Source organism: Marinobacter sp. (assembly GCF_041687235.1).
Classification (GTDB): domain Bacteria; phylum Pseudomonadota; class Gammaproteobacteria; order Pseudomonadales; family Oleiphilaceae; genus Marinobacter.
Genome location: NZ_JAWLCH010000003.1, coordinates 222,105 through 245,456, shown reverse-complemented (window position 1 = coordinate 245,456; position 23,352 = coordinate 222,105). Strand labels below are relative to the sequence as shown.

The 23,352-nt window shown below is 57.8% G+C and carries 25 protein-coding genes; 13 read left to right on the top strand and 12 right to left on the bottom strand.

What is annotated here, in order from left to right; genetic code table 11:
• Nucleotides 1-7: 7 nt before the first annotated feature.
• Nucleotides 8-706, bottom strand: a complete 699-nt coding sequence (locus tag ACESMK_RS06625) for a pseudouridine synthase (RefSeq protein ID WP_372996494.1) — start codon at nucleotides 704-706, stop codon at nucleotides 8-10.
• Nucleotides 707-761: 55 nt separating this feature from the next.
• Between ACESMK_RS06625 and ACESMK_RS06620 the strand changes: the two genes are divergently transcribed.
• The 5 genes from ACESMK_RS06620 to rarD all read left to right on the top strand — a co-directional run bounded on the left by ACESMK_RS06620 (nucleotide 762) and on the right by rarD (nucleotide 5,900).
• Nucleotides 762-1,001: a TIGR02647 family protein gene (locus tag ACESMK_RS06620; protein ID WP_372996492.1), complete on the top strand. Its 240-nt coding sequence runs from the start codon at nucleotides 762-764 to the stop codon at nucleotides 999-1,001.
• A gap of 63 nt (nucleotides 1,002-1,064) precedes the next feature.
• Nucleotides 1,065-1,799, top strand: a complete 735-nt coding sequence (locus ACESMK_RS06615; protein ID WP_372996490.1) for a TVP38/TMEM64 family protein — start codon at nucleotides 1,065-1,067, stop codon at nucleotides 1,797-1,799.
• The gene (locus ACESMK_RS06610; RefSeq protein ID WP_372996488.1) at nucleotides 1,796-3,991 is read left to right on the top strand and encodes a hypothetical protein; all 2,196 of its coding nucleotides are present in this window, start codon (nucleotides 1,796-1,798) and stop codon (nucleotides 3,989-3,991) included. The genes ACESMK_RS06615 and ACESMK_RS06610 overlap by 4 nt, the downstream gene beginning before the upstream one ends.
• Before the next feature lie 103 nt (nucleotides 3,992-4,094).
• Nucleotides 4,095-4,982 (top strand): DMT family transporter, encoded by an 888-nt coding sequence (locus tag ACESMK_RS06605; RefSeq protein WP_372996486.1) that lies wholly within the window; start codon nucleotides 4,095-4,097, stop codon nucleotides 4,980-4,982.
• A 27-nt stretch (nucleotides 4,983-5,009) separates the two neighbouring features.
• Nucleotides 5,010-5,900, top strand: coding sequence for an EamA family transporter RarD (gene rarD / locus ACESMK_RS06600; RefSeq protein ID WP_372996484.1), 891 nt, complete (start codon nucleotides 5,010-5,012; stop codon nucleotides 5,898-5,900).
• Nucleotides 5,901-5,926: 26 nt separating this feature from the next.
• Here the strand turns inward: rarD and ACESMK_RS06595 are convergent, their stop codons facing one another.
• The gene (locus tag ACESMK_RS06595; RefSeq protein ID WP_372996482.1) at nucleotides 5,927-6,817 is read right to left on the bottom strand and encodes a haloalkane dehalogenase; all 891 of its coding nucleotides are present in this window, start codon (nucleotides 6,815-6,817) and stop codon (nucleotides 5,927-5,929) included.
• 79 nt (nucleotides 6,818-6,896) lie between these two features.
• On the opposite strand from ACESMK_RS06595, the gene ACESMK_RS06590 reads away from it, so the two are divergent.
• Both ACESMK_RS06590 and ACESMK_RS06585 read left to right on the top strand, forming a co-directional pair.
• Nucleotides 6,897-7,808: a diacylglycerol/lipid kinase family protein gene (locus ACESMK_RS06590; RefSeq protein ID WP_372996480.1), complete on the top strand. Its 912-nt coding sequence runs from the start codon at nucleotides 6,897-6,899 to the stop codon at nucleotides 7,806-7,808.
• 202 nt (nucleotides 7,809-8,010) lie between these two features.
• Nucleotides 8,011-8,793: a substrate-binding periplasmic protein gene (locus ACESMK_RS06585; RefSeq protein WP_372996478.1), complete on the top strand. Its 783-nt coding sequence runs from the start codon at nucleotides 8,011-8,013 to the stop codon at nucleotides 8,791-8,793.
• A gap of 33 nt (nucleotides 8,794-8,826) precedes the next feature.
• Here the strand turns inward: ACESMK_RS06585 and ACESMK_RS06580 are convergent, their stop codons facing one another.
• Nucleotides 8,827-9,339, bottom strand: coding sequence for a DUF2244 domain-containing protein (locus tag ACESMK_RS06580; RefSeq protein ID WP_372996476.1), 513 nt, complete (start codon nucleotides 9,337-9,339; stop codon nucleotides 8,827-8,829).
• A gap of 208 nt (nucleotides 9,340-9,547) precedes the next feature.
• Between ACESMK_RS06580 and ACESMK_RS06575 the strand changes: the two genes are divergently transcribed.
• Nucleotides 9,548-10,219 (top strand): NAD-dependent epimerase/dehydratase family protein, encoded by a 672-nt coding sequence (locus tag ACESMK_RS06575; protein WP_372996474.1) that lies wholly within the window; start codon nucleotides 9,548-9,550, stop codon nucleotides 10,217-10,219.
• A 2-nt stretch (nucleotides 10,220-10,221) separates the two neighbouring features.
• On the opposite strand, the gene ACESMK_RS06570 is transcribed toward ACESMK_RS06575, so the two are convergent.
• The 3 genes from ACESMK_RS06570 to ACESMK_RS06560 form a co-directional block, all read right to left on the bottom strand.
• Nucleotides 10,222-10,842, bottom strand: a complete 621-nt coding sequence (locus ACESMK_RS06570) for a LysE family translocator (RefSeq protein ID WP_372996472.1) — start codon at nucleotides 10,840-10,842, stop codon at nucleotides 10,222-10,224.
• A gap of 90 nt (nucleotides 10,843-10,932) precedes the next feature.
• On the bottom strand, nucleotides 10,933-12,600 hold the full coding sequence (locus ACESMK_RS06565) for a GMC family oxidoreductase (protein WP_372996470.1): 1,668 nt from the start codon (nucleotides 12,598-12,600) through the stop codon (nucleotides 10,933-10,935).
• A gap of 89 nt (nucleotides 12,601-12,689) precedes the next feature.
• The gene (locus ACESMK_RS06560; RefSeq protein ID WP_372996468.1) at nucleotides 12,690-13,475 is read right to left on the bottom strand and encodes a ZIP family metal transporter; all 786 of its coding nucleotides are present in this window, start codon (nucleotides 13,473-13,475) and stop codon (nucleotides 12,690-12,692) included.
• Between the two features lie 123 nt (nucleotides 13,476-13,598).
• On the opposite strand from ACESMK_RS06560, the gene ACESMK_RS06555 reads away from it, so the two are divergent.
• Entirely contained in the window at nucleotides 13,599-14,486 is an 888-nt protein-coding gene (locus ACESMK_RS06555; protein ID WP_372996466.1) for an alpha/beta fold hydrolase, read from the top strand.
• An 8-nt stretch (nucleotides 14,487-14,494) separates the two neighbouring features.
• Here the strand turns inward: ACESMK_RS06555 and ACESMK_RS06550 are convergent, their stop codons facing one another.
• The 3 genes from ACESMK_RS06550 to ACESMK_RS06540 are packed head-to-tail and all read right to left on the bottom strand — an operon-like array spanning nucleotide 14,495 to nucleotide 16,339.
• On the bottom strand, nucleotides 14,495-14,785 hold the full coding sequence (locus ACESMK_RS06550; RefSeq protein WP_372996464.1) for a SelT/SelW/SelH family protein: 291 nt from the start codon (nucleotides 14,783-14,785) through the stop codon (nucleotides 14,495-14,497).
• A gap of 7 nt (nucleotides 14,786-14,792) precedes the next feature.
• A complete protein-coding gene (locus ACESMK_RS06545; RefSeq protein WP_372996462.1) occupies nucleotides 14,793-15,245 on the bottom strand; it encodes a hypothetical protein in 453 nt (150 codons plus the stop codon).
• Between the two features lie 32 nt (nucleotides 15,246-15,277).
• Nucleotides 15,278-16,339 (bottom strand): PA0069 family radical SAM protein, encoded by a 1,062-nt coding sequence (locus ACESMK_RS06540; RefSeq protein ID WP_372996460.1) that lies wholly within the window; start codon nucleotides 16,337-16,339, stop codon nucleotides 15,278-15,280.
• Nucleotides 16,340-16,474: 135 nt separating this feature from the next.
• Here ACESMK_RS06540 and ACESMK_RS06535 point away from each other — a divergent pair, with 135 nt between their 5' ends.
• The gene (locus tag ACESMK_RS06535) at nucleotides 16,475-17,251 is read left to right on the top strand and encodes a TSUP family transporter (protein WP_372996458.1); all 777 of its coding nucleotides are present in this window, start codon (nucleotides 16,475-16,477) and stop codon (nucleotides 17,249-17,251) included.
• Between the two features lie 15 nt (nucleotides 17,252-17,266).
• Here ACESMK_RS06535 and ACESMK_RS06530 read toward each other — a convergent pair whose 3' ends face one another.
• Entirely contained in the window at nucleotides 17,267-17,932 is a 666-nt protein-coding gene (locus ACESMK_RS06530) for a hypothetical protein (RefSeq protein WP_372996456.1), read from the bottom strand.
• Nucleotides 17,933-18,123: 191 nt separating this feature from the next.
• Here ACESMK_RS06530 and ACESMK_RS06525 point away from each other — a divergent pair, with 191 nt between their 5' ends.
• Nucleotides 18,124-18,780 (top strand): protein-L-isoaspartate(D-aspartate) O-methyltransferase, encoded by a 657-nt coding sequence (locus ACESMK_RS06525; protein WP_372996454.1) that lies wholly within the window; start codon nucleotides 18,124-18,126, stop codon nucleotides 18,778-18,780.
• 22 nt (nucleotides 18,781-18,802) lie between these two features.
• On the opposite strand, the gene ACESMK_RS06520 is transcribed toward ACESMK_RS06525, so the two are convergent.
• Both ACESMK_RS06520 and ACESMK_RS06515 read right to left on the bottom strand, forming a co-directional pair.
• On the bottom strand, nucleotides 18,803-19,609 hold the full coding sequence (locus ACESMK_RS06520) for a DUF1338 domain-containing protein (protein ID WP_372996453.1): 807 nt from the start codon (nucleotides 19,607-19,609) through the stop codon (nucleotides 18,803-18,805).
• Nucleotides 19,599-20,720: an arginine N-succinyltransferase gene (locus ACESMK_RS06515; RefSeq protein WP_372996451.1), complete on the bottom strand. Its 1,122-nt coding sequence runs from the start codon at nucleotides 20,718-20,720 to the stop codon at nucleotides 19,599-19,601. The genes ACESMK_RS06520 and ACESMK_RS06515 overlap by 11 nt, the downstream gene beginning before the upstream one ends.
• Nucleotides 20,721-20,837: 117 nt before the next feature.
• Between ACESMK_RS06515 and ACESMK_RS06510 the strand changes: the two genes are divergently transcribed.
• Both ACESMK_RS06510 and ACESMK_RS06505 read left to right on the top strand, forming a co-directional pair.
• Complete coding sequence (locus ACESMK_RS06510) at nucleotides 20,838-21,266, top strand: Lrp/AsnC family transcriptional regulator (protein ID WP_372996449.1); 429 nt, start codon at nucleotides 20,838-20,840, stop codon at nucleotides 21,264-21,266.
• Between the two features lie 337 nt (nucleotides 21,267-21,603).
• A complete protein-coding gene (locus tag ACESMK_RS06505) occupies nucleotides 21,604-23,286 on the top strand; it encodes an AMP-binding protein (protein WP_372996447.1) in 1,683 nt (560 codons plus the stop codon).
• Nucleotides 23,287-23,352: the final 66 nt, after the last annotated feature.

Sequence of the window (23,352 nt, the reverse complement as noted above, 5' to 3'; positions counted from 1 at the left end):
AGCCAGATCAATCAACTGTGATATCGAGTTCATCGCTGGTCAGGGCCCGATACTCGCCCTCGCAGAGACTTTGGTCCAGGAGTATCTTCCCCATGCGTTCCCGGTGTAGCGCCGTCACGCGGTTGCCGACGGCGTGAAACATCCGTTTCACCTGATGATAGCGGCCCTCGTAGATGGTTACTCTCGCCTCGTGGGGGGCCAGAATGTCCAGAAGCGCGGGTGACGTGGTCAGTTGCTCGAATTCAAACCAGATGCCTTCGGCGAATCGCTGGCAGGTCTCCGGGGAAATTGGATGGGCGGTGCTTACACGATACACCTTGGGGATTTTGATTCGGGGTTCTGTAAGTTGCCGGGACCATCGGCCATCGTTGGTGAGGATCAGCAGCCCGGTACTGGCACGGTCGAGCCTTCCGGCAATGTGAAGATCCGGTCGAAGTTTCGGGGCGATCAGCTCCATGACGGTTCGGTGTGTGTCATCGAATGTCGCACTCAAAAAGCCCGCGGGTTTATGGAGCATGAGGTAATGACAGGGCTCAGCTTGCTGAAGGATCTCTCCGTCCAACACAACGTTTGAAAACCGATCCACGTCGGCAGCCGGATCCCTGCAGGTGGCATTGTTCACGACCACCCGGCCAGAGGCGATCATGAAATTGGCCTGGCGCCGACTGATGTTATTTCGGTTGCTGAGAATCCGGGAAAGCTTCATGGTGTGAATCGGCTATGCTGAGTGTAAAACCCCGACCATAATACGAGGAAATCCCATGCCATTCTCTGTTGATCACCTTGCGGAACTCAATCTCCTGGGTCAGTTTCCCTCGACCTCGAATCAGGAGGGGCTTAAGGTTCATGCCCACTCGGCGGCACCGGAAACCGTGAGGGCCGCTGAAAGCCTGCACGCCAAGGGGCTGATCAGCCAGAAAGATGGCGGCTATCTTACCCCCTTGGGCGCAGAGGCCGTAGAGCTGACCCAGAAGCTCCAGTCGATACTCAGTAGCCCCTGAATCCTGTGAGGAGGGTGCCCATAAACTTTGAGACCCGGCGCCTTCCCGCGTTAGGGTAGGGTAATGAGCAACTGGAAGAAATCGCCCGTCCTCTGGATGGGCGGAAGTATTGCCGGAGTCGGGCTGATTGTTGGTCTGCTCTATGCGTTCGGGGTTCATCAGCAGGTCGTTGACCTGTTGCGCTGGTTTGATACCCAGGGTGCGTGGGCGGCTTTCCTGTTCATCGGTATCATGGCCATCGCCATGGTGCTTCTGCTGCCGGGCGTGCTACTGACGACGGGTGCTGGCTTTGTGTTTGGCGTGCTCGAGGGCACGGCTTATGTGGTGGTGGGGACTACCCTGGGCTCGGCCATTGCCTTTCTGATTGCCCGGCATTTTCTGGGCGAGCATGCCCATGTATATATCCGCAGCCGTGCGAGATTGTCTGTGGTAAGCAACGAAATGGCGCCCCACGGCTGGAAAATCGTGCTACTTACCCGTTTGATTCCTTTCTTTCCGGGCAAGCTGTCCAATTTTCTGTTCGGCCTGACCAACTTTTCGTTTGGTGGCTTTGTAGCGGGCACTTTCCTGGGGATCATCCCTTTCTCGCTTCATAACGTTTATCTGGGGTCGCTGGCGGCTGATCTGTCCACCCTTGGCGTTCGGGAAACCGGTCGAACACCGCTTGAATGGGCCATCTACGGCGCCGGTTTCGTAGGCACTGTACTGGCAGTGGTGTTTCTCAACCGACTCGCCCGGCGGGCACTGGCCCGTTACAAAGTCGAGACCGAACCAACAGAACAGGAGACAGGCCAATGAGCTGGATGAAGTGGTTGCCCTGGCGGTATCTGGTAAAGCGCATGGCCCACCGCCATGGTTTCCTGGATCCGATCGCGCTTCTGGGAAAGCTGCACAGTTTTGCCCAGCCTTCGGAGGTCGGGGAGCCGATCGAGCTGCTCAGGGCCGGCGTGGTATTTCACGCGCGGGGGCTGATCAATAGTCGGGTCATCCAGCACAACCTGGATTGGGTCTGGCCCTACTGGGTTGAGCGCCAGTTTGATCCCGGGGACGTTGCCTTTATTCCCCGGGCGTTTTCGATCACCCACATCAACCTGAGTAACCGAAACTGGACAGCGATCGGGCAGCCCGATGTGGATGAACTGCCGGTTGTGGATCCCCGAGGCTTGTTGACGCCTTTCCATGATGGCTGGTCACTGGACGCCTGGGTACTGGCAGATGATGGCCGATGCCTCATACCGTCTCGCAGCAAAACGGCCGTGCAGCGACAGGAGCTTGGGGATGGTCCCTGTGTGGTCACGGAGTCAGAGCTGGATGGGCTTGCCCTGACCAGTCGTTCCCGGGTGGTGGTGGACAATGGCCGCCCGGTTTGCGAGATGGTTGTGACAGCGCGGTCACAGACGTCCGGCTCGCTGGTGATATCCTTGCGTCCCGCCAACCCGGAGGGCATCAGCTTTATCAACAAGGTTCGGCTGTCAGACCAACGGGATGCCTGGACTGTGGATGGCAAGCAGGCCGTCTTCTTCAGCCGGCCGGCTGAGGAACATCATGTTTCCGACTACCGACAGGGCGACGTTCGCATTCATTTGCAGGACAGGGAAGCCCAGAGCGAGGGCCAGTGTGATGTGGGCATGGTCACGGCGGCGGCCTTGTTCAAACTTCAGGCAGGGGAAGAGTCGGAGCTGACGGTAAGGGTGCCACTTAAGGATGATTTGGCATCTGTCATCCGTTCCGACGGCTGGGCCGAGTCCCTGAGGGGGCATGCCCGGCTGGAGTGCCCCGATGAAACCTGGCAGTTCCTCTATGACGCAGCACTTCATTCGCTGGTGCTGCATTCTCCGGAGGACGTATATCCCGGGCCATATACCTACAAGCGCTTCTGGTTTCGCGATGCGGCGTTCATTATCCATGCCTTGCTTTGTGCCGGCCTGACAGATCGTGCCGAACGTGCGCTGTACCAGTTTCCCGACCGGCAGTTGAGGAACGGCTACTTCCGTTCCCAGGAAGGAGAGTGGGATGCAAATGGGGAAGTGCTTTGGATTCTTCGGCGCTTTTATGAACTCACAGGCCGGCCTCTTCCTTCGGAATGGCAAGAACCGGTCCGTAAGGGCGCTCGCTGGATAGAGAACAAGCGTCTGAGTGACACCACCGGCCAGCCCCACGCGGGGTTGTTGCCTGCGGGCTTCAGTGCCGAGCACCTGGGCCCCAATGATTATTATTATTGGGACGATTTCTGGGGAATTGCCGGTCTCAAGGCTGCCGAGGCAATGCTCGAACCCACTGACCGGGAAAGCAGCGAGCATTTTGGTGCCGGTGCCCTGGAATTTTCCCAGACTGTCGACCGGAGCCTGGCGACCTGTGAACAACGGCTGAAACGGCCGGGGATGCCGGCCTCACCCTATCGACGGCTGGATGCCGGTGCCATTGGTTCTCTGGCAATTGGGTATCCCACCCAGTTGTGCAAACCGGATGATCCGAGATTGCTGGATTGTGTCGAGTTTCTGCTACAGAAGTGCTTTGTGAAAGGCGCGTTTTACCAGGACATGATTCACTCTGGGCTCAATGCCTACCTGACACTGCATGTGGCTCAGGTGTTGTTGCGGGCCGGGGATCCCCGTTTTCTCGAGCTTGTCGATGCTGTCGCCGGGCTGGCATCACCCACGGGCCAGTGGCCAGAAGCTATTCACCCCGCAACCGGCGGTGGTTGTATGGGGGACGGACACCATGTCTGGGCATCGGCCGAGTGGGTGCTGATGGTGCGCAACTGTTTTGTCAGGGAGGAGGGCGATAGCCTGATTCTCTGTGGGGGCATTCCCCCTCGCTGGCTGGAACAGGACAAACCCATCCGCTTCGGCCCCGCGCCAACCAGTTTCGGAACCATTTCCATCACCATTACGCCACAGCCGGGTGAGGTGCCTGAAGTAACCTGGGAGGGCCGCTGGCATGATGCCGAACCTGAAATCGAGGTGAGGGTGGCAGAGAATGCCGCCTGACCAACTGTGCTGGCTGCGAAACCGGTTCTCTGTATCTGTTTTGTTTGCGTGCTAACTTATAAAGTAAGCTGACTGACAAATACATTGAATCCGGTTGGGGTCCATGCGCTCACTGTTTTTCTCATTCTTCGTGCCCGCGCTGTTCGTCTGGCTCTGGAGCACCGGCTTTATAGGCGCCAAGTACGGCCTGCCGTTCGCAGAGCCGTTTACGCTGCTACTGATCCGCATGCTGTTGACGCTGGTATTGCTGGCGGGCCTTGCCTGGATCATGAAAACCCGCTGGCCGGGCTGGCGCGGCGCCGGTCATCTGGCGGTCACGGGCCTACTGGTACATGGCTGCTACCTGGGCGGGGTCTACTACGCGATCCAGGACGGTATGGCGTCCGGGATTGTTTCCCTGATCGTTGGCTTGCAGCCGCTTGTGACCGCAGCTGCAGCCGTGGCCTTCCTCAAGGAGTCCGTCAGTGGCCGCCAGTGGGTCGGACTTGCGCTCGGCCTCATCGGTGTTGCTCTGGTGCTACTTGAGAAATTCGGCGGCAACGGCTCAGACTCAATGTTCTCACCCTGGAGTCTGCTGTGGGCCGTGTTCGCCCTCGCCGGCATATCCCTGGGAACTGTCTACCAGAAACGCTACGGCACCAACGCGGATCTGGTGGCGGGCTCCCTGATTCAGTTTTCGGCAGCGGCCGCCTTGTTTGCGCTCGGAGCCTTTGCCCTGGAAACGAGGGAAGTCGAGTGGAGTCTGCAGCTGCAGCTGTCCATGGCCTGGCTTGTCGTCGGGTTATCCATCGGCGCCGTCCTGCTGTTGATGTGGCTGATTCGCCAGGGAGCTGCTTCCCAGGTCGCCAGCCTGTTCTATCTGGTGCCGCCGGTTACCGCGCTGGAAGCGTACCTGCTGTTTGATGAGCGCCTCGGTGGGTTAGCCATGACGGGAGGCGTGATCGCTATTGTTGGTGTGGCCCTGGTGGTCACCCAGAAAAAAGCCGCGTAGCACAACGGGTCCCGGGATGGTGGGCAAATGACAGAAGTAACCAAGGGCGTCTGGTATGGTTTGGGCGCCTATACCATCTGGGGCTGCTTTCCTCTTTTCTTTGCCCTGTTCGAAGGCGTTCCGGCGTTTGAAATCCTGATTCACCGGATTATCTGGTCCTGCGTGTTTCTGGCCCTTGTCATCAGTGGCTTGCGGCGGTGGCCTGCGGTTCGGGCGGCGCTGGCAAACCCGTCCCAGCTCTGGCGAGTACTTGCCTGTGCGTTACTCATCGCCGCCAACTGGGGTATCTACATTTATGCCGTGGAAACCCGTCACGTGCTGCAGGCCAGTCTGGGCTATTTCCTGACGCCGTTGGTCAATGTTGCTCTGGGCATGCTTGTCCTTCGTGAGCGTATGGGGGCATGGCAGATGGCAGCCGTGGTGCTAGCAGGTATCGGAATCCTGATACAGTTGGCGCTTCTCGGTGAGCTGCCGTGGATTTCTCTGGCCCTGGCCATGAGTTTTGGCACCTACGGCCTGGTTCGAAAACAGGTCATGCTGGATGGGTTGTCCGGGCTATTCGTCGAGACTCTGTTGCTGCTCCCGGTCGGCCTGCTTACCTTTGGCTGGCTTGCCACTGAGGGCATGTCCCACTTTGGTGGTAGCGCTTACCTTGGTGCTTTGCTGATGGCCAGCGGCATCGTGACGGCCATCCCGTTGCTCCTGTTTGCCGGCGCTGCCCGGCGCCTGCGGTTGGCAACCGTGGGGTTCCTGATGTATATCAACCCGACCCTGCAGTTTTTTATTGCCCTGCTGGTTTTCGGGGAACCGCTGAGCGATATCCAGCTGACCAGCTTTGTGGTGATCTGGATCGCTCTGGGCCTCTATAGCTGGTCATCCTGGCACTACCGACCCAGGGTGGCGGTAGGCCAGGACTGAGGCTGCAGGCTTCTGGACTGAAATACTCAGGCGAGGGTGGCGAGCAGGCGATTGATTGCCTGGGCAAAGGGCACTGGCGAATCCTCCTGGAGAAAATGGCCACCCTTGAGGGTTACGTGGGGCTGGTCTTTGGCTCCCGGGATCCGCTTCTGCATATACGCATCCCCGCCCCGGGTAATCGGATCACCGTTGCTGAATGTGGTCAGAAACGGTTTTTCCCACCGTTCAAGTATTTTCCAGGCGTTCCGATTGGCCTCGCTGGCCGGGTCGTTGGGCTGCATTGGCACCAGGCGGGGGAAGGCCCGGGCGCCAGCCTTGTATTTCTTGCCGGGGAAGGGCGCATCATAGGCGCGTATTTCGTCGGGACCCAGCTTGCGGAAAGAGCCAGTGTTGATAATCCGCGCAATGGGGAACCAGGGGCTGTGCAGCGCGAAGTTTTTCCAGATCTTGAACGCCGGTGGTGCTTTCTGATCGCCGGTAGGCAGCATGCCATTGCCCACCACAATGGCCCGGAACCGGTCGGGATTCTCGGCTGCCAGCCGCAGCCCCAGTAATGAGCCCCAATCCTGGCATACCAGAGTAATGTTGGTGAGCCCAAGCTGATCCAGGAACGACTGCATCCAGTCCATGTGCTGCTGGTAGGAATAGTCATCGATAGCCGTGGGTTTGTCGGATTTACCGAAACCGATCAGGTCCGGTGCGACAACCCTGTGGCCGGCCGCCGCGCATATGGGGATCATGTGACGGTACAGGTAGGACCATGAGGGCTCTCCGTGCATCATCAGGATGGGGTTTGCCTCGGTGGGGCCCTCATCCACGTAATGCATTCGCAGACCGTTCACCTCCAGGTAATGGGGGTCAAACGGGTAATCAAGCAATCGATCAAACCGTGTTTCCGGGGTTCTGACAAAGTCCATGGCGCTTGCCTTGTTGTTCATTATTGTGAGGGAATGGTTGTAAGAATTGTGCTGTAGCGATGGAACGGAGACAAGCGCAATGACCTATTGGCTGATTTGCAATTCCAGGGCAGGTGATGGTGAGCGTGGCCGGGACTTCTGGCTGGACCATCTTGCAACCGCGGGTATCCACGATCCCCTGTGTCGCGACTTTGAAGAGGTCGACTGGACCGGGAATCTGAGTGTCCGCGACACGGTTATCGTTGCGGGCGGCGATGGCTCGGTCAACCGGGCCGCTGCAATCTGCCGGGAAAAAGGCGCCACGCTGGCCATTCTGCCCTCCGGCACGGCGAACGACTTTTCAAGGAATCTCGGGCTTCCACACCAGCCGCAAGCCCTGTGCGAGCTGATTGCCAGGGGCGTCACGCAAACGGTTGATGTGGCAGACTATGGTGATGGTATTTTCCTGAATGTCGCCCATGTTGGCATGGGTACCTTACCTGCGCGCCAGTCCCCCGGGACCGAGAAGAAAATCCTGGGGCGTTTCAGCTACGTTGTCGAATTGCTGCGTTGGTTAAATGCCAGGCGAGGTTTCAGGGCAACCATCCGGTGTGGCCCGGGCGTCGTGAAGGGGCGCTGGCTTTCCATCGCAGTGGCCAGTGGCGCGTTTTTCGGAGGCGGTAACGAAATCCCCGAAGCATCGGCCAACGATGGCCAACTGAATGTAATCGCTGTCAGGCCAAGGCCCCTACTCCAGCTGTTATTCACCTTTCTGATGGTTCGACTGAACAGGCAGGCACCGCGACGTACCAGTACTCTGGTTCACCTCAAGGGTGAACGCTGCTCCGTACACACCGGAAAACCGAAGACGGTTACTGCCGACGGCGATGTGGTCTCCCGAACTCCACTGGACGTATCCTGCAAACATGGCAGCCTGCGAGTGGTCGGCGCAAGGGTTGTCAGCACCAGAGCGGCACCGGACGGTGAACGTGGCATTCCGGCCGATATCTGAGCCGTTGACCCGCATCCAGATACGTTTTGTCACTGACTTTTTCGGCAGGAAGCGCAATCATGGGATTTGCTGGCATAATCAACCACAATGGCTGACATTAAACACCAAAGTGTCGCTTATGCAACCATGTTCCTGGTTATTGGTTAACTCATGGCGGCCGCTTGACTCCCGTTCCAACTGAATCGTCGAAAAGGACTAGAGAATGCCCACTGAAACTGCATCGGTCTCCTCTAAGGTAATCAAAGGCGTTAAAACCGGCATCATCGCGCTCACCCTCTCGGCTGTTGGCCAGGCTGCTCTCGCAGCTGAGCGTCTATATATCTTTACTGAGAACTACCCTCCCTACAATGCCTCTGAATCGGGTAAGGGGTTTGCCCATAGCGAGGATGACATCACTGGCATTTGTACCGACATGGTCAAAGCGATGCTTTCCCGGGTCGACTATGACTATGTCATGAAGATGCGGGACTGGAGCTATGCCTATAACTGGGTTCAGGATCGTGAAAATCATGGCCTTTTCTGCACGGCGCGCACTGATGAGCGGGAAGATCAGTTCCAGTGGGTCGGGCCTCTGGCATCAATCAAGTGGACGTTGTTCGCCGCGCCGGACTCCGACATCACGCTGAATTCACTGGAAGAGGCCAAAGACCTGAGAATTGCTGGTTACAAGGGCGATGTGATGTCCGATTATCTGGTTGATAAGGGATTCAACGTGATCATGGGTGTTTCCGGCGATGTGAACACTCGGCGCCTCACTTTGGGGCAGGCAGATCTCTGGGTGACAGATGGCCTGGTAGGCCCCCTGGTGGCAGAAGAAGAACACGGCATTACCGGGTTGCAGTCTGTACTGGTTTTTCGGGAGACGCCCATGTACCTGGCGTTTAGTAACAACACCGATCCGGCGGTGATTGAGGAGCTCCAGAACGCGCTGGACGAGGCACGTGCTGCCGGAGAAATTGACAGGATTGTGGCGCGCTACGAATAGTGTTTGCCTGTAGACTCACGTAGCAACGACTTCTCAGAACCAGAGCCCGATCTGCGGATCGGGCTCTTTGCGTTCGATCAGCAGTCCCCTTTGTTCGAGCAGGCCGATGAGCTTCTCTGTGTCCTCAATGTTCAGGAAACCGCCAATCGAGACCTCGGTATCCCGGTGGGTAAGGGACAGTCTGGCCGGTGTGAAGGGGTGGGGTGGTGAATCCACCCGGAGCCTTGCATAACGGGTCGGTAGGGTCCATTCCGCCTGCTTGCGCTTTCTGCCTTTCTCCAGATGAATGTCGTCATTGTCGATGGACAGCACCTCCTGCCGCTGGCATTCACGGGAGGTGAGGTAGATACCGCAGGCAAGGGCAATAAGCTCCAGGCCAGCAAACGGAATGATCACCCAGGCGCCCATAAGCGTGAAGCCGGTGGCTATCAGGGCTGAGAGGACAAACAGGGCTGCCCAGATTCTGACATTGCCATGCCAGCTGAGGGAACGGTTGGGTGTCAGGACCAGCCGGAAACCATCCGGGTGTGGCAAGCGTTCCACCATGGAATCTGCCTCAGTTGTAACGCGCTGCTTGACTTGATAATAGTCAATTATACGGTGAGTGCGAGTGGATCAGATCTGGCAATAGGCCCTACCGGGAAAACGTGAAAATTAGCAAATCTCAGCCATTGCCATTCGGTTCGCCGTTCAATAAGCGCATGCATTGGTCGTTTGGTACTATGGACGCAGGTGTCTCGGAGGAAGGGGTGTTATGAGGGTAATGTTGCTGGGTGCTACCGGTTTGACCGGTGGCAAGGTGCTGCAGGGTTTGCTGGGCAGGGATGAGGTATCACAGGTTGTGGCGCTGGTACGGCATAAACTGCCGACTCTGCATGACAAGCTGGCCCAGCATGAGATCGATTTCGATAAACTGGAGGATCACGCCGAGCTGTTCGATGTTGATGTCATCATCTGCTGCCTGGGAACTACCATCAAAAAGGCCGGCTCACAGGAGCAGTTCCGCAAGGTGGATCTGGGTTATCCCCTGAAAGCGGGGGAGCTTGGCCGTTTCTATGGTGTGCGGGCGTTTATTCTGATGTCCGCCATTGGTGCCTCATCTTCTTCGACCATTTTTTATAATCGGGTCAAGGGCGAGCTTGAAGATGCCCTGAAAGGCCTCGACTACCCCTACCTGTCCCTCTATCACCCCAGTCTGTTGCTGGGTGACCGGAAAGAGCAGCGCACCGCAGAGGCGCTGGGCATAAAGGCCATGCCCCTGGTCAACCGTCTGTTGCTTGGCCCTCTGGACAAGTATCGAGGCATTGAGGCGAGCACGGTGGCCGATGCCATGGTCAATGAGGCGTGCAGTCTGGCGTCAGAACCGGCCGCCGAGCGGGTAGTCCTGATTCGTAAATACGATGAGATCGTCCAACTGGCGGAGTGAGCCTATTTCCCGTTCAGAATGCCGAGCACCAGGCGTCCTGCCAGGCCAAGGAGAATGGCGCCAAAGATTCGCTCGAACCAGACGGCTTTCTGCCTGAGCAGGCTCAGCCACTTGGGGTTGGAGAACAGCCAGGCGACGATCAGATACCAGCTGGTATCGATAACCAGTGCCGTTGCCGCGTAGCCGAATTTGGCCATCAGGCTGGTGTCGGTGCCGACGACCTGGCTGAACAGAGCCAGGAAGAACACGGCGATTTTCGGGTTGAAGAAGGCGATCAGAAAACCGTCGCGGGCTGCGCTTTTGGTGGTGGGCGGCTCGGGCAGTTCGTCATCCGACGGCCGCTTTGCCATCAGTCCTTTCACCCCCAACCAGGCCAGGTAAAGGGCGCCGCCCCACTGCAGGACTGAAAAGGCCGTCGGCGAGGCGGTAATGATGGCGGCCAGCCCGAGGATGCTCAGGAAGGCATAGATGCCGACACCGATGCCATGGGTAAGGGCGGTGATCACGCCGTTGCGGCGACCGCCGGTAAGTGTCTGCTTGAGCACCAGTGCCAGCGACGGGCCGGGTGACATGGCGCCCAGAATACAGATAGTGACAACAGCCAACCAGGTGGCAAGCGTCATGGTGGATCCGTCCTCTACAAATGAAACAGGCTGCCGATTCTAGCAGCCTGCCCGCACGTAGAAACCTGGAAACTGCAACCAGTTCAATGCTCAATCACCGGCCAGAATCCAGCGGGCGGCCTTTTCCGCAATCATCAGGGTTGGGGAGTTGGTATTGCCGCTGGTGATGGTTGGCATCACGCCCGCGTCCACCACGCGCAGGCCGCCCACGCCCCGGACCCTCAGGTGCGGGTCCACCACCGCCAGTTCATCATCGGCACGCCCCATACGGGTGGTGCCCACCGGATGAAAGATCGTGGTGCCAATATCCCCGGCGAGTTTGGCGAGTTCGTCGTCGGTCTGGTACTCCAGGCCGGGTTTGAATTCCTCGGGCTGGTACTGCATGAAAGCGGGTTGTTCTGCAATCCGCCGGGTGACCCTCAGGGAATCCGCCGCCACTTTCCGGTCTTCCGGTGTGCTCAGGTAATTGGGGGCGATGGCCGGTGCCTGCTTTGGATCGTTGCTGCGAATACGCACGGTGCCCCGGCTGGTGGGGTTCAGGTTGCAGACGCTGGCAGTGATGGCCGGGAAGCTGTGCAGTGGTTGGCCGAAGGCGTCCAGGCTCAGGGGTTGAACGTGGTATTCAATATTGGCGTGCTGGTACTCCTCGGAGCTGCGGGTGAACAGACACAGCTGTGAGGGCGCCATGCTCATGGGGCCGGAGCGGGTGAGGAGGTACTCCAGACCGATACGGGCCTTGCCAACCAGTGAATTGGCCATCGTGTTCAGAGTGGGGGCGCCTTTGACCTTGTAAATGGACCGGATCTGCAGATGGTCCTGCAGGTTCTCGCCGATGCCGGGCAGGTCGGCGACCACATCAATGCCATGCTCTCTGAGAAGATCGGCCGGGCCGATTCCGGATAGTTGCAGCAATTGTGGTGAGCCGATGGCCCCGGCGGACAAGATGACTTCCCGCTCTGCCCTGGCAACGATTTCGCCTTCGCCAGGCCGGTCCACACGGACGCCCGTACAGCGTGGGCCAGAACCACAGGTTTCCGTTTCCAGGCCGAGCACGTGCGTTGAATGCCAGAGGGTCAGGTTGGGCCGTTTTTCCGCTCCTCGCAAGAAGGCCTTCGAGGTGTTCCAGCGCCAGCCCGAGCGCTGATTGACTTCGAAGTAGTCTACGTCTTCGTTATCGCCCCGGTTGAAGTCTCTGGTACGGGGTATCCCCGCCTCCACGCAGGCAGTGGCGAAGTCCTCGAGCACTTTCCATTTCAGGCGTTGGTGCTCCACTCGCCACTCGCCGCCGTGGCCGTGATACTTGTGGTGTTCCGGGTCGGCATCGCTACCATCGTCCAGACGGTAATGGTCCTCATGGCGCATGAAGTCGGGCAGGCAGTTGTCCCAGGTCCATGCCTCCTCGCCGGTGATCTTTGCCCAGTGGTCGTAATCCCGGGCCTGGCCGCGAATGTAGAGCATACCGTTGATGCTGGAGCAGCCGCCCAGGGTTTTGCCCCGGGGGTAGATCAGAGACCGGCCATTCAGGCCCGGATCCGGCTCGGTGCGAAAGCGCCAATCGGTGCGAGGGTTGTCGATGCAGTAGAGGTAGCCGACCGGTATGTGGATCCAGTGGTAGTTGTCCCTCCCGCCTGCCTCTATCAGCAGTACCCGGTTGCCGGGGTCGGCACTCAAGCGGTTGGCCAGCAGGCAGCCGGCGGTGCCGGCACCCACGATAATATAGTCGAAACGGCCGGACGGTGAGCGGGTTCTGTGGTTCATGATGTTTCGCCGATTTGTTTTTATTTTGTTTTAGAGACCTCTTTTTAACGCAAATCCTCCGCAGATACACCCCGAGTTGGACGAATGGATTAGCCCAACGTGGCATCAAGAAACATCATCACCGCGAAGCCGCCCAACAGGCAGAAGGTGGACATGATTTTCCACTGTCGGTGGTGTGTTTCCGGAATGATTTCGTTGCTGATGATAAACAGCATTGCGCCCGCGGCGAAGCCAAGGGTCCAGGGCATGAGGGGCTCGGCCAGCCAGACCAGGGTTGCACCGAACAGGCCGCCCAGTGGCTCAGCCAGTCCGGTCAGTAAGGCAACCCCGAAGGCCTTGATCCGGGAATAGTCGATGGCCAGCAGGGAAAAGGCAACGGCCAGGCCCTCAGGAATGTTCTGAAGTCCGATACCGGTGGCCAGTACATAGCCATTGTTCACATCCCCGCCCGCAAAACCGACTCCGACAGCCATGCCCTCGGGAAAGTTGTGCAGAGTGATCGCCACAATAAACAGCCAGATACCCCGTATATAGGAAGCGTCAGGTCCCTCCCGGCCCAACTCAAAATGCTGATGAGGCAGTTTTTGATGCACGTAGAGCAGGGCGGCCGCCCCAGACAGCAGGCCAAAGATCACAATCAGGGCTGAGCTCCAGGTGGCGCCGGTGATCTCCTCGCCGTATTCCAGTCCCGGGAGCAGGAGGGAGAAGAATGACGCTGCGAGCATTACACCGGCCGCTGCCGCGAGCATGCCGTCCTGGAGTCTGTGAGTAATAGTGCGAACCAGAAAAATCGCCAGCGCGCCGACCCCAGTTGCCAGGCCGGCAAGGAGACTGGCCAGTGTGCCCAGCCAGACGATACTGATGTCAGAGGTCATGTCTGCTCCTGTTGGCTTGTGATGTCAGCATAGCAGCCGGGATTATTGTCTGTTGGTTGTATGGTGCAATTCCGTTGGCCCGGGCGACAATGGGTAAAACAACCACAAAGCCAGGGGGATCAGATGAGGTTGCCTGAACCGTTCCAGTACCAGACCGTTGATGCCAACGACGTCCGGATCAACGTTGCGCACGCAGGCTCGGGACACCCCCTCCTGCTCTTGCATGGCTACCCGCAGACACATCTGATGTGGCACAAGGTGGCAACGGCCCTGACTGGGGATTTTAACGTTGTCTGCCCGGACCTTCGTGGCTACGGTGATAGCAGTAAACCGGATTCCGATCCAGAGCATCGGAGTTACAGCAAGCGGCAGATGGCTGCGGACATGGTGGCTGTGATGGAAGCATTGGGGCATCAGCATTTCAGTGTGGCCGGTCATGATCGAGGTGCCCGGGTCACCCATCGTTTGTGCCTGGACTATCCGGAGCGGGTGGAGCGGGCCTGCGTCATGGATATCGCGCCCACCCTGCACATGTTCGAGAACACGGACCAGGCTTTCGCCACGGGCTACTACCACTGGTTTTTCCTGATCCAGCCCGATGGATTACCCGAGCATATGATCGGTCTGGATCCGGACTATTATCTTCGAGAGAAACTCAGGCGCTGGTCGGCGTCCGGGGCAGACTTCGAACCCGCCGCTGTGGCCGAGTACGTTCGCTGTTTCTCTGCACCGGAGGCCATCCACGCTAGCTGCGAAGACTACCGCGCGGCCGCTGGCATTGATCTGATTCACGATCGTCAAGACAGAGACGCCGGCAGAAAAGTGTGCTGTCCCCTACAGGTGCTCTGGGGCGAAAAAGGTTTTGTGAATAGGACCTACGACGTTATGTCGGTATGGCGTGACTATGCCCCTGATAGTGAGGGTCGGGCTCTTGATTGCGGGCACTTCCTGCCCGAGGAGGCTCCGGCGGAGGTCATCAAGGAGCTACAGCGGTTTTTCCGGACCGGGTGATATCCCTCTCATGACGCTGGCGACGGTTTCGTGTCGGAGTGCCCGAGGGACCGTTCCGGAACTATCTCGTCCCGAACCAGCTGCTTGAGCTTGGTGATTTCCGGAAAGCCCCCGTCTTCTTTGCGGGACCAGATGCGATTGTCATTAACCCATACTTCGAAAATGCCACCAGTTCCCGGGTGCAGGCTCAGTTCACTGATTTCGCCTTCGAATGTTGTCAGCAGCTCCTGTGCCATCCAGGCGGAGCGCAGAAGCCAGCGGCAACCCGTGCAGTAGTGGATATCGACTTTGTTGGTCATGTAAGAATTAATCCGTGTCATAGGTTGGGTGAACCGAGCGCGACAGGGTTGGCTCACAGCCAACAACCTGCCGGGCCTGTTTGTGTGCATGCAGGTACCAGCGCTGGCCTGCCTTGGCAAAGGTACTGCCAGCCACAGAAAATTCCGCGTTTTCCATGGTTGCCGGGATGGGGGTTCCGTCGGCGTGACGGTAAACGCAACTGACACTGATGGTCAGCGCTGTTTTCGCCGGCAGCTCAATGAAACCGTCCTCCCGAATGTCGGGTTCTTCGCCATCGATGCTCAGGACCTTCAGGCAGGGGCCATAATGAACCTTGTCCAGGTCGTCCAGATACTCGTTCAGGCAGTGACTGGCGCTGAGGAAAACAGCGTCTGACTCCATGCCTTCCTCGGCAGGGGGCAACGACTGGCATCCGGAGAGTAACAGTGAACCGAAAAGCACGAGCAGGATGTATTTCATCGTGACTCCTATGGGTGGCCTTTGGCACAAGGCTACCACAGCGGTATCTGTTCCCCGCCCGGCCGCCGGAAAAGATCGGTGCGCAACGGCTCCTCCTCGTGAAGGTTCAGCCCCAGGCGTCGTGCCTTCGTGGTGAACCGTTGACGAATCAGGTCAGAGTATGGGCCTGTTCCGGTCATTCTCCGGCCAAAGGTAGCGTCATAACTCTTGCCACCTCGCAGGTCGCGCATCCTGCTCATCACATGGTCTGCTCTTTGCGGAAAATGCCGGTGTAGCCAATCCTGGAACAGTTCGTCCAGCTCATGGGGCAAACGTAGCATAATCCAGCTGGCCCGGGTTGCGCCGGCCTCGGCAGCGGCCTCAAGAATTGACTCGATCTCGTGATCGTTGATGAAGGGGATGACGGGGCCGAGGATAATGCCGGTGGGTATCCCGGCCTCCGAAAGTTGCCTGATCATTTTCAGTCGCGTTGCCGGAGCGGCCGTCCTGGGTTCCATTCGTCGCTTGAGGTCGTTACTGAGACTGGTCAGGCTGATCCGCACAGAGCAGAGGCCCTCGGAAGCGAGGCCGGCAAGCAGGTCGAGGTCCCGGAGAATGAGCGCGCCCTTGGTAATGATGGACACGGGGTGGCGATACTCGGCCAGAACTTCCAGTATATGGCGGGTAATTCTCTGGTCACGCTCAAGAGGCTGGTAGGCGTCGGTGTTCACGCCCAAAGCAATGGGCGAAACCTTGTAACCCGGTTTGTCGAGCTCTTCACGCAGCCGCGCCGCAGCGTTTGGTTTGGCAATCAATCGGGTTTCGAAGTCCAGACCCGGAGACATGTCCCAGTAAGCGTGGGTAGGGCGGGCGAAACAGTAAATGCAGGCGTGCTCGCATCCACGGTATGGGTTAACGGACTGATCAAAAGGCACATCCGGTGAGGTGTTGCGGCTGATGATCGATTTGGTGATTTCCTGAATGACTTCCGTGGCCAGGGTATCGGGGTTCAGATCGTCTTCGGGATCGTTATACCAGTCAGGGTCGACTTCACGGTCAGTGACAATCGGCTGGAAACGGTTGTGGGGGTTCAGGGCGGTGGCGCGAGTTTTCATGGGTTACCATATACTGTATATATGAACAGTTATTCGATGGTACCCTTGCCGTTTGCTCTCATCAACCAGAAAATTTCGCAGACTTGCTCCCTGGGCAGGTAACATTCGCTGATCTTTTTCCTGACCGGGGAGCCGATGTCGGAGCTTTCGCTGTTACAGTACTTACTGATTGCGCTCATTTTTGTCTGGAGTGGTTTCGTCCGCTCTGGGCTGGGGTTTGGCGGTGCCGTCCTGTCCCTGCCATTTTTGCTGCTGGTGCTGGACCAGCCGCTCGTCTTTTTGCCCATCATCGCGGTTCACCTGTTGGTGTTCTCGTCGTTGACCATCTGGATGAACAATCGCTCCGGGGCGGGAGAACGCCGAGAGGCTGGCTCAGGCACCGTTGACTGGCAGTATCTGTGGCGGATTCTCGGCATCATGATCGTGCCCAAGCTGATTGGCGTGTTTGGTCTGATCACCATGCCCTCCGACATACTCAGTGCCATCATTTTTGTGATCGTGGCGCTGTACTCCGTGTCGTACATCATCAATCGGCCGTTTCGCAGTGGCAGCAAGACGGTTGATGCGATTTTTCTGATGGTGGGAGGTTACATCAGCGGCACATCCCTGATTGGTGCGCCCCTGATTATTGCAGTTGCAGCTCAGCACCTGCCCAAGGAGAAGCTCAGGGATACACTGTTTGCGCTCTGGTTCATCCTGGTGCTGATCAAGATGGCTGCTTTTGTCTGGGCCGGTGTCGATCTCCAGCTTGTTCATCACCTCTGGCTGTTGCCCTGCGCCGCGGTCGGGCACGTCATTGGGCTTTACGCCCATGACCGCATCCTGCGAGCCGAAACGCCGGTGTTTTTCAGGCTGCTGGGAACGGTGCTTCTGCTGGTAAGCAGTGTCGGAATGGTCAGCGTGTTGTGGTGATCCGGGCGGCAGGCTTCAGCCTGCGCGTCCGAATACCCGCTCGAAGAATCCAACCTCCCGCACATCCGGAATCGGCAGACTATCGACCTCTTCCATTGCCCGCCGCCAGAACTTCTCGGGGTCATCGAGATGGGCCACTTTGGCCCGTTCGTCCGGGCTGTAGTGGTTGTGTTCGCCGGCAATGCCCTCGGCCATCAGTTCCTGGGTCCAGAGATAGATCGCCGCCCTCACGGTTCTGAGCAGGCGGCAGTACACGTCCCGGCTCAGATTGATGGCGAGTTCAGCCGTCAGGTTGATCTGTTTCTGTAGTACGGCCATATCGTCTTTTTCCAGCAGAACCCGGTTGCCGTTGCCCTTCTTGCAGTTTACACAGACGTTTTCCAGGGCTTTGACTCCCTCGAGCAAATCCAGGTATCCGAACTCCTCTTTCTGCTGGTCGTCCACCGGTGCGGGGATCCAGCCATACTGGGGTGACTTGGCGACAATGTGCCCATGCAGTTGCCTGCGGTAGGGCGGTGCGGCTTCAAGGTCCTGATAACCGTCAAATTCGGTGCGCAGCCACGCGGCCATTTTCCGGTGACGAAGCATCATGGCAAGGGTGATGGCTGAGGGCATGATCCCTTCGAGCAGGTCTGCGGAATCCCTCGTGCGCTCGTCGAGGTGGTTCACGGATGTCGACATTTCTCCTCCTCGACAACGGGTTTCCCGGATCTTGTCCCCGTTGTCCGTTTTTTGTTTTTGGCGTTCGGCGGTTGTATCTGATCTTGCCGGTGACTAAAAAGTAGTCAGATAATGCCGGGTGCGCCGTTGTAAAAAGGTTACTGCTTTGTAACGGCGGGTAAGCAACCCGAGCATGGCAAGGAAGAGAGGCAATGAATCAGGGTAATGGCTTTGAGTCACAGAGAGCTTCCATGGTGGATTACCAGCTTCGTGCCCGTGGAATCCGCTCAATCAAGGTGCTTGAGGCCATGGGGCAGGTGGCTCGGGAAAAGTTCGTTCCAAAAAATATGCAGGACTGTGCCTACGATGACGGCCCGCTACCCATCGGTGCGGGACAAACGATTTCGCAGCCCTACATTGTGGCATTGATGACCGAAGCCCTGGATTTGAAGGGCGGTGAAACGGTTCTGGATATTGGTACCGGCTCGGGCTATGCAGCGGCTGTTATGGCGTGCATTGCCGGTCAGGTGTTCAGCATTGAGCGGATACCGGAACTGGCTGAGCGGGCAGCCCGAACCCTGGCCTCGGAGGGTTTTGGTAATGTCGAGGTTCACTGTGGTGACGGTACGATGGGGTGGCCAGAGCATCAGCCCTTCGAGGGCATTATCGTAGCCGCGGGGGCGCCCGCGGTTCCGGAATCGTTAAAGCACCAGTTGGCTGTTGGTGGGCATCTGGTTATACCCGTGGGGTCTGAACATTCGGTCCAGGCACTGATGCGCATTACCCGACTGGCTGATAATGAATTCAGAACCGAAGATCTGGGCGCCGTCCGGTTTGTTCCCCTGCTGGGGGAGCAGGGGTGGTCCTGAGTATCATGCGCGGTTTGCCAGATCAGCGACCCACGTTGGTGCTCTCGAAGATCTTGTCGGCAGATGCTGCCACAAATCCCGAGTAGAGTTGGCCATCCTGTTTCGGATACCGCAGGGCAAACTCGTAGAAACAGCTGGGTATGGTCACGGTCTGGTCGAAAAAGGCAACGGGTATCCGATCAGCCATGGTAGACGATTGCTCCAGCATCTCTTCCGGTGAACCCTTAACCTCCCCGCCGGATGCATTCACCGTGTAGCCGTGATCTTTCAACAGCTGGTTGATGTCTGGCACTGAGCGGAACTGCTCCAGATGATTGATGCTCACGGTGAAGTGGTTCGCGCGATAGCCCCAGGCGGCCATCCAGGCCGCGTATTCACTCTCGGCCAGAAGTTTGCGGTAAGTGTCGTAATCGACATCCCAGTGGCGTCCGGAATAAAGAAAGTCATCGGCCGAAACCGCCTCCGGCCGCACCTGGGCAACCAGATTTTTTACGATGGATTGTAATGCCGGTGAACACTGTTCAACCAACAGTTCGGATATGAAAACCTTGGGAAGCTCCTCGGAGGGGGGCTCATAGTGTCGTGCATACAGTTTCTTGGCGTCGAAATGGTATTCACCGCCCGGTTTGTAACCGAGGCTGAGGAAATGTTCAGCCAGAGCGTCCAGCCGGACCGGATCCAGATTGAAAGTGCGAAGCGCAATGTGGTCGTTGACGATTGCCTGCCCCTCTTCGGCCCCCAGGATTTTATGAATGCGCTCGGCGGATGGGGTTACTTTGCGGTAGGACTCCCAGAGTCTGGCAAACAGCGCGTCCGGATCAGTGTGCATAGCGAATCTCCTCAGTAGCCGGGTTGTGGCCGGGCCGTTGGCGTGGCTCTGGCAGTGCGTTTTGGTGGTCAAGGGGCAGGCAGCCGGCCAGGCTTCTGTCACCCAGGTTCAGGTCTCTCGCCACTTGGTCTGTTACAACCACCCGGTTGGCTTCGGGGTCCCACCAGGCCCGGTCGGATACGGTGGCCCTGAATTCCGAGCAGGCGGTATTGGCAACTATAGCGGATTCAGGAGCGGCTCTCTTGTCACGTTCAGGGCCTACCGTCCGCGGGCGAGCACAGGCGCTGGCGATGAAGGTGTCGCGGACACTGACGATATCCGCCTTTCGGCACTCCAATGTCGGCCCGCCATCCAGGAGATCCACAAAACCCCGGTGACGGAAACCTTCCCGTTCCAGCATATGCCTGGCCGGGCGTGTGTCATTGTGCACCTGACCGATAGCTGCCCTGGCCGCATTGGTCATCTGCCGCGTATAGAGCGGCGTGGCAGGAATGAATGATTCAATAAAATCGCTCTGGCTACAGCAGGCCAGTTGTGTTGCCGACATGAAATCCAGGTCGGCGACCTGATGCTTCAGCCAATCCCAGAACGGAGACTGGCCGGTATCATCAGAAACACCACGCATTTCTGCAATAACCTTGTCGGCGAACCGTTCCGGGTGCAGGGCCATGAACACGAAGCGGACCCGGGAGAGCAGCTTGCCTGCATTGGCACGACGAAATTTCGGGCGAAGGTACAGCGAACAGACCTCTGTGCAGCCAGTGTAATGCCGGCATCTGGTCAGGCTTTCCTCGGGGTGACGTTTCTGACGATCTTCCTCATGATGGATAACGGCATTACGGCGGAAATGAACAAGTGGGCGGGATACGCCAGCGGCAGCTTCAATACCGGTGGTGCCCATAACTTCCCCCGTTGAACTGTCCTCCAGCACGAAAAGATAGTATTCGTCGCCGGGCTCAGTGACCGGCCGGGCGAAGCTGGCGACAGAATGTTCGATCTTCCGGCTCAGGGCATCGCGATCCGGCATCAGTGACGTGAACCCGGGTCCGGATTCGGTGGCGATCTCGAGCAGTGGGTCAAGATCCCCGGGCGTTATCGGGCGAATGATCATGGTGAAGGTCCTGAGCGTTGTTTTGGACCAGTATGAAAGCCCTTCGCGCCAGAATGCAGCTGCATATTGATCGATATGGGCTACAATCTAGACAAAGTGAAAGGATTTTTGCCCAAAATGATTAATTCGCAGGATCAGAAACTGTTAATGCTGCTCAGGCAGAATGCCCGCGCCAGTATCACGGAGTTGGCGAAGGCCATGCATGTGTCGCGGTCAACGGTACAGAACCGCATTGCCCGGCTGGAGGCCAGCGGTGTGATTCGTGGCTACTCGGTGCAGTTGGGAGGGGAATTTTCCGCCAGCCAGGTCGAGGCTCATGTGTCGATCAAGGTATTCCAGAAACTCACTGGACGCACCAATGCGGCGCTGGAGGGGATCAGCCAGGTCGCGCAGCTGTTCTCAGTCAGCGGCGAGTATGACCTGATTGCCATCGTCCAGGCCCGGTCGCTTGAGGAGCTGAGCGCTGTGCTGGATGACATCGGCAATCTTGAAGGCGTGGAGAGGACCAACTCTGCAGTGGTCCTCGAAACCCGGTTCCGCCGCTAGTGCTGGTCAGATCAGGCGCCCAGCATTCCTGCGTAGGCACTGTAGAAAAAGGCACCCGAGCCCAGAAGAATGATGCCCCAGGCGGGAAAGATCAAAAACGAACGTTTTGGTTTGCTCATGGCCATATCCAATTTGCTCGAAAAATTAGGTTCACACTCTTCACAGTAGCTCAAACTTGATAAATGTTACGAAAATTTTTGAGCAACAGTTCTCGGTCGAGGATTAATTTGCCAATGGAGCGGGCACTAAATGCTATTGAGCGGGTCTGAAATGACGCTAGTATGGAGAGGAATTGAAAACCTGAAACACTCAGTACAATAACAAAAAGGAGCCGTTTATGGCGGTAGATCCCCGGAAGCAGACCTCACTCCATTGCCTTTATTACTGGGCGGAGGAAACCCCCGATAACGTTTACCTTACCCAGCCTTTCCCGGATGGCCGCGTTGAAGACATCACCTGGAAGCAGGCCGCTGACCAGGTTTCCCGGATGGCGGCTTACCTGAATAGCCTGCAGCTGCCGGAACTCAGCAACATCAGTATTCTGGGCAAGAACAGCGCCCACTGGATTCTGGCCGACCTGGCGATCTGGGCAGCGGGCCATGTGTCGGTGCCGCTTTACCCGACCCTCAACGGTGACACCGCCGCCTATGTTCTCGAGCATAGTGAGGCAAAGCTCCTGTTCCTGGGCAAACTGGACGGCACTGCGGACGGCTGGAACGACATCAAAAACCACATTCCGGACGATCTGCCGCTTGTTTCCCTGCCCATGTCGCCACGGGACGACACGCCGAAATGGCTGGACATCATCGCCGGCCAGGAGCCGGCGGAACCCAAACTGCCCGACCCCGACAATCTGGCTACCATTGTCTACACCTCTGGCAGTACCGGCCGTCCGAAGGGTGTCATGCACAGTTTCAGAACCATGATTTCGGTGGCGGACGGACTGCAGCAGCTGTTCCCCGTGTCCTCCAACGAGCGGATGCTCTCCTATCTGCCCCTGGCGCACGTCGCAGAGCGGGCGGCGGTTGAAACACAATCCCTGTATTACGGCTTTCATCTCTACTTCGCCAATTCCCTGGACACCTTCCAGGAAGACCTGCAGCGGGCAAGGCCGACGCTGTTTTTCTCGGTCCCGCGTCTTTGGATGAAGTTCTACCTCGGGGTCAACGCCAAATTGCCGCCGAAGAAACAGAAGCTGTTGTTCAATATCCCCATTATTAGCGGTCTGGTCAAAAAGAAGGTTCTGAAACAACTGGGGCTGGACTATTGCCGGGCAGCCCTTACCGGAGCTGCGCCACTGTCAGCGGATATCGTCAACTGGTATCGCAATCTCGGGCTGGAGCTGTTGGAAGTGTACGGAATGTCTGAAAACTTCGGGTATTCCCACGCCAACCGTCCGGGGCAGGCCAGGGCTGGCTCTGTGGGTATGGCCAATCCAGGGGTTGAACACCGCATTGGCGAGGGCGGCGAAGTCCAGGTAAAAAGCCCGGGGCAGATGCTGGGCTATTACAAAAATGAAGAGAAAACCAAAGAAGACCTGACCGACGACGGCTTCCTGAAAACCGGAGATATGGGCGAAATCGACCGCGACGGTACCCTCCGGATCACGGGCCGGGTAAAGGACCTGTTCAAAACCTCCAAAGGCAAGTATGTGGTTCCCGTTCCCATCGAGAACCGCTTTAACCATCCAAAGGCTGAGGTGGTCTGTGTGGCCGGTGCCAACCAGCCGCAGCCTTGCCTGATGGTCCTTCTTTCCGAGGAAGCCAGGGATGAGCTGGAAACGGGAGCGGATCGTGGTGAGCTGGAGCAGGAGCTGGCGGCCGAGCTGGACGCGGTGAATGCGGAATGCGAGTCCCACGAGAAAGTGGCCTTCGTGGTGGTGGTCCGGGAACCCTGGACCATGGAGAATGGCATGTTGACGCCGACCATGAAGATCAAGCGCAATGTGATTGAAGACTTTTACAACCAGAAGATGGACGACTGGTTCAGTCAGAAGAAAAAAGTCGTTTGGGAATTCTGATTTCCCAAGGCAAAACGCCGGTGGCTCCCTGGGGTGCCACCGGCGTCTTCAAATCCTTATGTTCTG

What these genes read in the sequence shown, in the direction of transcription:
- ACESMK_RS06590 (WP_372996480.1), top strand. Translation starts at nt 6,897, where the DNA reads ATGACCTATTGGCTGATTTGCAATTCCAGGGCAGGTGATGGTGAGCGT.
- ACESMK_RS06525 (WP_372996454.1), top strand. Translation starts at nt 18,124, where the DNA reads ATGAATCAGGGTAATGGCTTTGAGTCACAGAGAGCTTCCATGGTGGAT.
- ACESMK_RS06515 (WP_372996451.1), bottom strand. Translation starts at nt 20,720, where the DNA reads ATGATCATTCGCCCGATAACGCCCGGGGATCTTGACCCACTGCTCGAG.
- ACESMK_RS06530 (WP_372996456.1), bottom strand. Translation starts at nt 17,932, where the DNA reads ATGTCGACATCCGTGAACCACCTCGACGAGCGCACGAGGGATTCCGCA.
- ACESMK_RS06505 (WP_372996447.1), top strand. Translation starts at nt 21,604, where the DNA reads ATGGCGGTAGATCCCCGGAAGCAGACCTCACTCCATTGCCTTTATTAC.
- ACESMK_RS06620 (WP_372996492.1), top strand. Translation starts at nt 762, where the DNA reads ATGCCATTCTCTGTTGATCACCTTGCGGAACTCAATCTCCTGGGTCAG.
- ACESMK_RS06570 (WP_372996472.1), bottom strand. Translation starts at nt 10,842, where the DNA reads ATGACGCTTGCCACCTGGTTGGCTGTTGTCACTATCTGTATTCTGGGC.
- ACESMK_RS06540 (WP_372996460.1), bottom strand. Translation starts at nt 16,339, where the DNA reads ATGAAAACTCGCGCCACCGCCCTGAACCCCCACAACCGTTTCCAGCCG.
- ACESMK_RS06575 (WP_372996474.1), top strand. Translation starts at nt 9,548, where the DNA reads ATGAGGGTAATGTTGCTGGGTGCTACCGGTTTGACCGGTGGCAAGGTG.
- ACESMK_RS06535 (WP_372996458.1), top strand. Translation starts at nt 16,475, where the DNA reads ATGTCGGAGCTTTCGCTGTTACAGTACTTACTGATTGCGCTCATTTTT.
- ACESMK_RS06585 (WP_372996478.1), top strand. Translation starts at nt 8,011, where the DNA reads ATGCCCACTGAAACTGCATCGGTCTCCTCTAAGGTAATCAAAGGCGTT.
- ACESMK_RS06605 (WP_372996486.1), top strand. Translation starts at nt 4,095, where the DNA reads ATGCGCTCACTGTTTTTCTCATTCTTCGTGCCCGCGCTGTTCGTCTGG.
- ACESMK_RS06625 (WP_372996494.1), bottom strand. Translation starts at nt 706, where the DNA reads ATGAAGCTTTCCCGGATTCTCAGCAACCGAAATAACATCAGTCGGCGC.
- ACESMK_RS06510 (WP_372996449.1), top strand. Translation starts at nt 20,838, where the DNA reads ATGATTAATTCGCAGGATCAGAAACTGTTAATGCTGCTCAGGCAGAAT.
- ACESMK_RS06520 (WP_372996453.1), bottom strand. Translation starts at nt 19,609, where the DNA reads ATGCACACTGATCCGGACGCGCTGTTTGCCAGACTCTGGGAGTCCTAC.
- ACESMK_RS06545 (WP_372996462.1), bottom strand. Translation starts at nt 15,245, where the DNA reads ATGAAATACATCCTGCTCGTGCTTTTCGGTTCACTGTTACTCTCCGGA.
- rarD (WP_372996484.1), top strand. Translation starts at nt 5,010, where the DNA reads ATGACAGAAGTAACCAAGGGCGTCTGGTATGGTTTGGGCGCCTATACC.
- ACESMK_RS06550 (WP_372996464.1), bottom strand. Translation starts at nt 14,785, where the DNA reads ATGACCAACAAAGTCGATATCCACTACTGCACGGGTTGCCGCTGGCTT.
- ACESMK_RS06610 (WP_372996488.1), top strand. Translation starts at nt 1,796, where the DNA reads ATGAGCTGGATGAAGTGGTTGCCCTGGCGGTATCTGGTAAAGCGCATG.
- ACESMK_RS06555 (WP_372996466.1), top strand. Translation starts at nt 13,599, where the DNA reads ATGAGGTTGCCTGAACCGTTCCAGTACCAGACCGTTGATGCCAACGAC.
- ACESMK_RS06560 (WP_372996468.1), bottom strand. Translation starts at nt 13,475, where the DNA reads ATGACCTCTGACATCAGTATCGTCTGGCTGGGCACACTGGCCAGTCTC.
- ACESMK_RS06565 (WP_372996470.1), bottom strand. Translation starts at nt 12,600, where the DNA reads ATGAACCACAGAACCCGCTCACCGTCCGGCCGTTTCGACTATATTATC.
- ACESMK_RS06595 (WP_372996482.1), bottom strand. Translation starts at nt 6,817, where the DNA reads ATGGACTTTGTCAGAACCCCGGAAACACGGTTTGATCGATTGCTTGAT.
- ACESMK_RS06580 (WP_372996476.1), bottom strand. Translation starts at nt 9,339, where the DNA reads ATGGTGGAACGCTTGCCACACCCGGATGGTTTCCGGCTGGTCCTGACA.
- ACESMK_RS06615 (WP_372996490.1), top strand. Translation starts at nt 1,065, where the DNA reads ATGAGCAACTGGAAGAAATCGCCCGTCCTCTGGATGGGCGGAAGTATT.